The organism is Jiangella rhizosphaerae (assembly GCF_003579925.1).
GTDB lineage: Bacteria > Actinomycetota > Actinomycetes > Jiangellales > Jiangellaceae > Jiangella > Jiangella rhizosphaerae.
Genome location: NZ_QUAL01000128.1, coordinates 1 through 7398, shown reverse-complemented (window position 1 = coordinate 7398; position 7398 = coordinate 1). Strand labels below are relative to the sequence as shown.

The window sequence follows — 7398 nt, the reverse complement described above, 5'->3', positions numbered from 1 at the left end:
ACCGGCCCGGGCGCCGCGGGCCGCCTGCGGCTGGCGGGCCGCCGGACGCACCTGCTCGACCTGCCGCTGCACGCGGGCGTCGCCGTCGACCGTCGGCGCGGTGTACTGCAGCTGCTGCGGCCGCTGGACTCCGCCGAGACCCTTGGCCTGCACCACGGGTGCGCCGGGCGCCGTGGGCGCCGCGCCGTCGCCGGGGGCCTGCACCTGGACCTCCAGGTTGAACACCAGGCCGACGGACTCCTCCTTGATGGCGTCCATCATGGCGACGAACAGGTCGAAGCCCTCGCGCTGGTACTCGACCAGCGGCTGCTTCTGGGCGAACGCCCGCAGGCCGATGCCCTCGCGCAGGTAGTCCATCTCGTAGAGGTGCTCGCGCCACTTGCGGTCGAGCACGGTGAGCAGCACCCGGCGCTCGAGCTCGCGCATGACCTCGGTGCCGAGCTCGGCCTCGCGGCGCTCGAGCGCGGCGTGGGCGTCCTCGACCAGTCGCTCGGTCAGCCCGGCCGGGGTGAGCGCGTTGCGGCCGCCGGCCTCCTGCTCGACCTCCTCGACCGTGACGCCGACCGGGTACAGCGTCTTGAGCGCCGTCCACAGCTGGTCGAGGTCCCAGTGCTCGGGGTAGTTGCCGGCCGTGGCGCCCTGGACGTAGGCGGTGACGGCGTCGTCGAGCATGCCGGTGACCTGCTCGTGCAGGTCTTCGCCGTGCAGCACGCGGGCGCGCTCGTCGTAGATGACCTGGCGCTGGCGGTTGAGGACGTCGTCGTACTTGAGGACGTCCTTGCGCATCTCGAAGTTCTGCGCCTCGCGCTGCGTCTGCGCGCTCTTGACGGCGTTGCTGACGCGCTTGTGCGAGATGGGGACGTCGTCGGGCTGGTTGAACGTCCGCATGATCATCTCGACCCACTCGCTCTTGAACAACCGCATGAGGTCGTCCTGCAGCGAGAGGTAGAAGCGCGACTCGCCCGGGTCGCCCTGGCGGCCCGAGCGACCGCGCAGCTGGTTGTCGATGCGGCGGGACTCGTGCCGCTCGGTGCCGAGGACGTAGAGGCCGCCGAGCGCGCGGACCTCTTCCCGTTCGGCCGCGACCTGCGCCTCGAGCTTCTCGAGCGTGGCGATCTCGGCGGCCTTGTACTCCTCGGGGTTCTCGATGGGGTCCAGCCCGCGCTGCTTCAGCTCGGCCTGGGCCATGAACTCGTGGTTGCCGCCGAGCATGATGTCGGTACCGCGGCCCGCCATGTTCGTGGCGACGGTGACGGCGCCCTTGCGACCGGCCTGCGCGACGATGGCGGCCTCGCGCTCGTGCTGCTTGGCGTTGAGGACCTCGTGCGGGACGCCGCGCTTGCGCAGCAGCTGCGACAGCCGCTCGGACTTCTCGACGCTGGTGGTGCCGACGAGGACCGGCTGGCCCTTCTGGTGCCGCTCGACGAGGTCCTCGACGACCGCGGCGAACTTGGCCTCCTCGGTGCGGTAGATCTCGTCGTCCTGGTCGATGCGGGCCAGCGGGCGGTTCGGCGGGATCGGGACGACGCCGAGGTTGTAGATCTTGTCGAACTCGCTGGCCTCGGTCATGGCCGTACCGGTCATGCCGGAGAGCTTGTCGTAGAGGCGGAAGAAGTTCTGCAGGGTGATGGTCGCCAGGGTCTGGTTCTCCTGCTTGATCTCCACCCCTTCCTTCGCCTCGATGGCCTGGTGCATGCCCTCGTTGTAGCGGCGCCCGCCGAGGATGCGGCCGGTGTGCTCGTCGACGATGAGCACCTCGCCGTCCTTGACGACGTACTCCTTGTCGCGCCGGTACAGCTCCTTGGCCTTGATGGAGTTGTTGAGGAACTGGATCAGCGGGGTGTTGGCACTCTCGTAGAGGTTGTCGATGCCCAGCCAGTCCTCGACCCGCTCGATGCCGGGCTCGAGGACGCCGACCGTGCGCTTCTTCTCGTCGACCTCGTAGTCGGTGTCGCGCCGCAGCCGCTGGGCGATCTTGGCGAACTCGGTGTACCAGCGCGTCGGCTGGTCGGCCGGCCCCGAGATGATGAGCGGCGTGCGGGCCTCGTCGATGAGGATGGAGTCGACCTCGTCGACGATGGCGAAGTGGTGCCCGCGCTGCACCTGGTCTTCCGCCCGCTGCGCCATGTTGTCGCGCAGGTAGTCGAAGCCGAACTCGTTGTTCGTGCCGTAGGTGATGTCGGCGGCGTAGGCCTCGCGGCGCTGGGCCGGCGTGAGGCCGTTGAGGATGACGCCCACCTCGAGGCCGAGGAAGCGGTGGATGCGGCCCATCCACTCGGCGTGGTAGCGGGCCAGGTAGTCGTTGACGGTGACGACGTGCACGCCCTTGCCCGTGAGCGCGTTGAGGTACGACGGCAGCGTGGCGACGAGCGTCTTGCCCTCACCGGTCTTCATCTCGGCGATGTTGCCGAGGTGCAGCGCCGCGCCGCCCATGATCTGGACGTCGAAGTGTCGCTGGCCGATGACGCGCTTGGCCGCCTCGCGCACCGTCGCGAACGCCTCGGGCAGCAGGTCGTCGACCTGCTCGCCGTCGGCGAGGCGCTTGCGGAACTCGTCGGTCATGCCGCGCAGGTCGTCGTCGGACATCGAGACGAAGTCGTCCTCGATGCTGTTGACCTGTCTGACGATCGCCTCGAGACGCTTGATGATCTTGCCTTCGCCGGCACGGAGGATCTTGTCGAGCAGAACAGGCACGCGGGTCAACTCCTATGCAGCGGGCTTGGGCGTTCGCGCCCGGTGGCTCCGTGAGATACAGAGACTCCGTCGACCCATGGTACGTCGGGTCACGGAAAAGATAACGACTCGACCGCGAAGCGCGGCAGCGGGCAGGATGCAAGACGTGCAACCGTTCGAGCTCCGCGGCGAGCGCCTGCTGCTCGCCGCTCCGGTGGCCGCCGACATCGACCGCATCGCCGAGCTGTGCCAGGATCCCGAGATCCAGCGCTGGACCACGCTGCCGTCGCCGTACACCCACGAGCACGCGAAGAGCTTCGTCGAGGACGTCGTCCCGGCCGGCTGGGACACGGAGAAGGACCTCACCTGGGCCATCCGCTCGCCGGAGGACCGCGTCGTCCAGGGGATGATCGGCCTGCGCTCCGAGGGCGACGGCGCCGCTGAGGTCGGCTTCTGGCTGGCCCCCGACGCGCGCGGCCGCCGGCTGGCCTCGCGCGCGGTCCGGCTGGTCGCCGAGTACGCGTTCGCCGACATCGGCCTCGGGCTCACGCATCTGCACTGGCGGGCGTCGGTGGGCAACTGGCCGTCGCGGCGGGTGGCGTGGTCGTGCGGGTTCCGCGTCGAGGGCAAGCTGCGCGGCGGCGTCGCCCGGCGCGGCGTGCGCGAGGACATCTGGATGGCGACGCTGGCGGCGGGCGAGCCGATGCGCCCGGCGTCGCCGTGGCTGGACGTCCCGACGCTGCAGGGATCGCGGGTGGTGCTGCGCCGGTTCGCCGAGACCGACGCCGGCGCCGTCGTCGAGGCGTGCAACGACCCCGTCACACAGCACTGGCTGGGCGGGTTGCCGTCGCCGTACACCCCTGAGATCGCCCGCGCCTACATCCGCGACCGCGAGGAGGAGGCGGCCGCCGGACGAGGCGTGCACTGGGCGGCGGCGCTGCCGGAGGGCGGGCCGGCGATCGGCGCGTTCTCGCTGATGGGGCTGCTCTCGCACGACGGCGGCGCGGAGATCGGCTACTGGGTGCATCCCGCCGCACGGGGACGCGGCGTGGCCACCGAGGCCGTCGGGCTGATGGCGCGGCACTCGTTCGCGCCGGTCTCGTCCGGCGGGCTGGGGCTGCGGCGGCTGGTGATCGCGCACGTCACCGGCAACGACGCGTCGCGCAAGGTGATCGAGCGGGCCGGCTTCCGGCCGTACGGCGTGGAACGCGCGGGCGAGCGCATTCGCGGCGGCGTCGTCCTCGACCTGCACTGGTACGACCTGCTCTCCGACGACCCGCTCCCCTGACGGCGCGAGCTTCCGCCCGCGCTGTGGTTCGCCGCCCCCACCTCGACGTTGATCTTGGACTTGTTCGGCCATCTATCGGACATATCGCCCTGCAATTGCCGCCCTTCTCCAAGATCAACTTTGGGGGGAGCGGGGCGGGGCGGCGGGGCGGCGGGGCGGTGGGGGCGGGCCGCGGCGCCTAAATCACGAGGAACTCTCCCGCTCACCATGGGCTGCCCCGGACGTCGTCGATGCCCGGAGCCGACTTCGATAGCCGCAGCCGCCTTGAACGCCTCGAGAAGCCCGCATAAGACGACCCCGGCTATCGAGGACGACCGTCGGCATCGAGGACCACGCGAGAGGCTCCCAGCCGCCGCCGGCGCGAAGCGTCCCCCACTCGTGCGCTCGAGGCGGGCGGACGCGGCCAAGAGAACGGGCATCAGGGGACGGCGAACGCGGAAGCCCCGGCGCACGCCACGCGCATGTCAGGCGGCGGCGCGGTGCAGGGCCTCGTGCAGCGGCGTGGCGAGGTCGCCGCGGCCGGTGGATGTCACGTCGGAGAGGCCGAGCCAGCCGGCCAGCGACACCAGCTCGTCGGCCAGCTCGTCGGGGGTTTCGGCCGGCGAACCGGGCTCGCCCCACGCCGACTGCACCAGCAGCACCCCGGCCTGCCGGTCGGCCTTGAGGTCGACCCGGGCCACCAGCTGGTCGCCGAGCAGGAACGGCAGGACGTAGTAGCCGTGCACGCGCTTGGCCGGCGGGACGTAGATCTCCAGCCGGTACCGGAAGTCGAACAGCGCCTCGGCGCGGGCCCGCTCCCAGATGAGCGAGTCGAACGGGCTCAGCAGCGCCCGGGCGTCGACCCTGCGCGGAACCCGGGCGTCGCGGTGGAGGTAGGCGGTCCGCTTCCAGCCTTCGACCGTGACGGGCAGCAGCTCACCGTCGTCGACCAACTCGGCGATGGCCGCCTTGGCGGCGGCGACGGAGAGGCGGAAGTAGTCGCGCAGGCACTGCTCGGACCCGACGCCGTGGGCACGGGCGGCGATGCGGATGAGCTCGCGGTGCGACTCCTCGGGTGTCGGCGTGGGGGCGGAGAGGACGTCGCGGGGCAGCACTCGTTCGGGGAGGTCGTAGAGCCGGGCGAACGAGCCGTTGCGGCCGGCCGCCGTGACCTCGCCGGACCAGAACAGGTACTCGAGCGCCGTCTTCACCTCGGACCAGTTCCAGCCCCAGTTGGTCTTGTCGCGCGGGGCGTCGTGCTCGATCTCTCCGGCGGTGATCGGCCCGAGCCGCTTCACCTCGTCGAGCACCCAGGCCACGAAGTCGGGCTTCTCGCGGGCCAGCCGCCGGATGCCGCCCCAGGCGAGCTCGTCGGCCCTGGCCATGCGGGCCCGCAGGTACGGCTGGGTGCGGACCGGCAGCAGCGACGCCTCGTGCGCCCAGTACTCGAACAGCATGCGCGGCGACTTGTTGGCGGCGCGGTCGACCTCGGCGCGCGGATACGGCCCGAGGCGGCTGAAGAACGGCAGGTAGTGCGAGCGTGAGAGGACGTTGACGGAGTCGATCTGCACCACGCCGACGCGGTCGACGACGCGGCGGATGGCGCGACGGTCGGGGCTCGGCGGGCGTGGGTCGGCGAACCCCTGAGCCGCGAGCGCCACGCGCCGGGCGGCCGCGGCCGTCAGCTTCTCTCGTCGAGCCATGTCGGGAAGCTACCAGTGGGCACCGACAAGGTCGGGCGGTCCGGAACGATCATCGGCACGCCCTCGGTCGAGGACGTGCCGATGCGGTGGGAACGGGGTCAGACGTCGAGCCGGATGACGCCGTAGTCGTAGCCGCGGCGCCGGTAGACGACGCTGGGCATCTTGGAGTCGGCGTCGACGTAGAGGTAGAAGTCGTGGCCGACCAGCTCCATCTCGTAGAGCGCTTGGTCGAGCGTCATCGGCTCGGCCCGGTGGGTCTTCTCGCGGACCACCATGGGGCCGGCGTCGGGCACGGCGTAGTCGTCGAGGGGCTCCTCGACCGCGGTGGCGGCCGGAGCCGCGGGCGCGACGGGTGTCGGCTGCGCGGGGATGGCGGCGCCGTCGAGCCGGGCGGTGGCGGCGGCGACGGAGATGGGCGTGCGGGTGCCACGGTGGACGCGGCGGCGGTCGGCGGCCTTGCGCAGCCGGGCGACCAGCTTGTCGGTGGCGAGGTCGAGCGCGGCGTACCGGTCGGCGGCGGCCGCCTCGGCGCGGATGACCGGGCCCTTGGAGTGCAGGGTCAGCTCGACGCGCTCGGATTGATCGTTCTGTCGTGGGTTGGCCTCGGCCGTGACTTCGACGTCCACCCTGATGACCTTGTGAGCGATCTTGTCGAGTTTGGAGAGCTTCTCCGCGACGTGGCTGCGGAACCGCTCCGGCACGGTCGTGTGACGGCCCTTGATGACAATGTCCACTCGAAACCTCCCGGTCGTCGTGGTCAGACGGTCGAGCGACACCCGCGCGCTCAGGTGACCGGGATTCGCACCCGGCCCTCCTCGTGACTTCGAGGATCGACAATGGGTGCCATGCACAAACGTTAGCCGTTAGTCGCCTTCCATACACGTGGATCCCCCCGATTTCTGCTAGCCGCGGCCGACGTCACACCACGGCGATCACCGCCGCCCCGCACGGACGCACGCCGGCGGCTTCGAGCGCCCGGACGCTCTCGCGCAGCGTCGCCCCGGTGGTCGCGATGTCGTCGACGACGACCACGCAGCGGCCGGCGGCCCGCCGGACCGCGGCTGTGACGACGAGGGATCCGTGCAGGTTGTCCTCGCGTTCGCGGCGGTCCAGACCGGCCTGGTCGGCGACCCGGCGCGCGTGCCGCAGGCCGGCGACGACGCTGGCACGCTGGCCGGATCGGTGAAGGGTGGCCGCGGCCCGGCGCGCCGACCGGAGGACGGGGTCGTGCCCTCGACGACGCACCGCGGCGGGTGCGGACGGGACGGGGATCAGCACCACGGGACGGTCCTCGTGCGAGGTACAGGCTTCGGCCGGGTCGGCGTGGGCGGGGTGGCCGCGGGCGGCCTCACCGAGCGCCGGACCCATCCAGGCGGCTCGGTCGCCGGGCGAGGCGCGGCAGGGGGCGCCGGCCGCGAGCAGCGCGGTGACGGCGACCGCGAGGGCGTCGCCGAGTGGACCGGCCAGCGGCAGGCGGCCGTGCTCCTTGTGCTCGATGATCGCCGCGCGGACGGCGTCGGCGTAGGCCGCGGCCGCGGCGAGCGGGAGGTCGGGGCGGCCGGGGACCGTCAGCACATGCGACGCCGGGCCGAGAAGCGCACCCCGGCACGACGGACAGAGCAGCCCGGGGTGTTCGCCGCAGCCGGCGCAGACGCTGCCGAGTGCGAGGTCGGCGGCCGCGTGGCTGAGGCCGGCGACCACACGCCCGAGCCGGGTGGCGGCGCGGCGCAGGCGGACGAGCCCGCGCCGACCGGC

At 71.9% G+C, this 7398-nt stretch carries 5 protein-coding genes; 1 reads left to right on the top strand and 4 read right to left on the bottom strand.

From position 1 onward, the window contains the following. On the bottom strand, positions 1-2694 hold a 2694-nt coding region (secA, locus tag DY240_RS13095), incomplete at its 3' end, for a preprotein translocase subunit SecA (RefSeq protein WP_119660322.1). A 145-nt stretch (positions 2695-2839) separates the two neighbouring features. Between secA and DY240_RS13090 the strand changes: the two genes are divergently transcribed. Then, positions 2840-3961 carry a GNAT family N-acetyltransferase gene (locus DY240_RS13090; protein WP_147375308.1) on the top strand — a complete coding sequence of 374 codons (1122 nt, stop codon included), beginning with the start codon at positions 2840-2842 and terminating at the stop codon, positions 3959-3961. A 464-nt stretch (positions 3962-4425) separates the two neighbouring features. Here DY240_RS13090 and DY240_RS13085 read toward each other — a convergent pair whose 3' ends face one another. From DY240_RS13085 to DY240_RS31945, 3 genes are all read right to left on the bottom strand, one after another. Beyond that, on the bottom strand, positions 4426-5643 hold the full coding sequence (locus DY240_RS13085) for a winged helix-turn-helix domain-containing protein (RefSeq protein WP_119660320.1): 1218 nt from the start codon (positions 5641-5643) through the stop codon (positions 4426-4428). Between the two features lie 98 nt (positions 5644-5741). Beyond that, positions 5742-6377 (bottom strand): ribosome hibernation-promoting factor, HPF/YfiA family, encoded by a 636-nt coding sequence (hpf, locus tag DY240_RS33705; RefSeq protein WP_119660319.1) that lies wholly within the window; start codon positions 6375-6377, stop codon positions 5742-5744. A gap of 184 nt (positions 6378-6561) precedes the next feature. Continuing rightward, the coding region (locus DY240_RS31945; RefSeq protein WP_199701420.1) for a ComF family protein at positions 6562-7398 on the bottom strand (837 nt) is incomplete at its 5' end.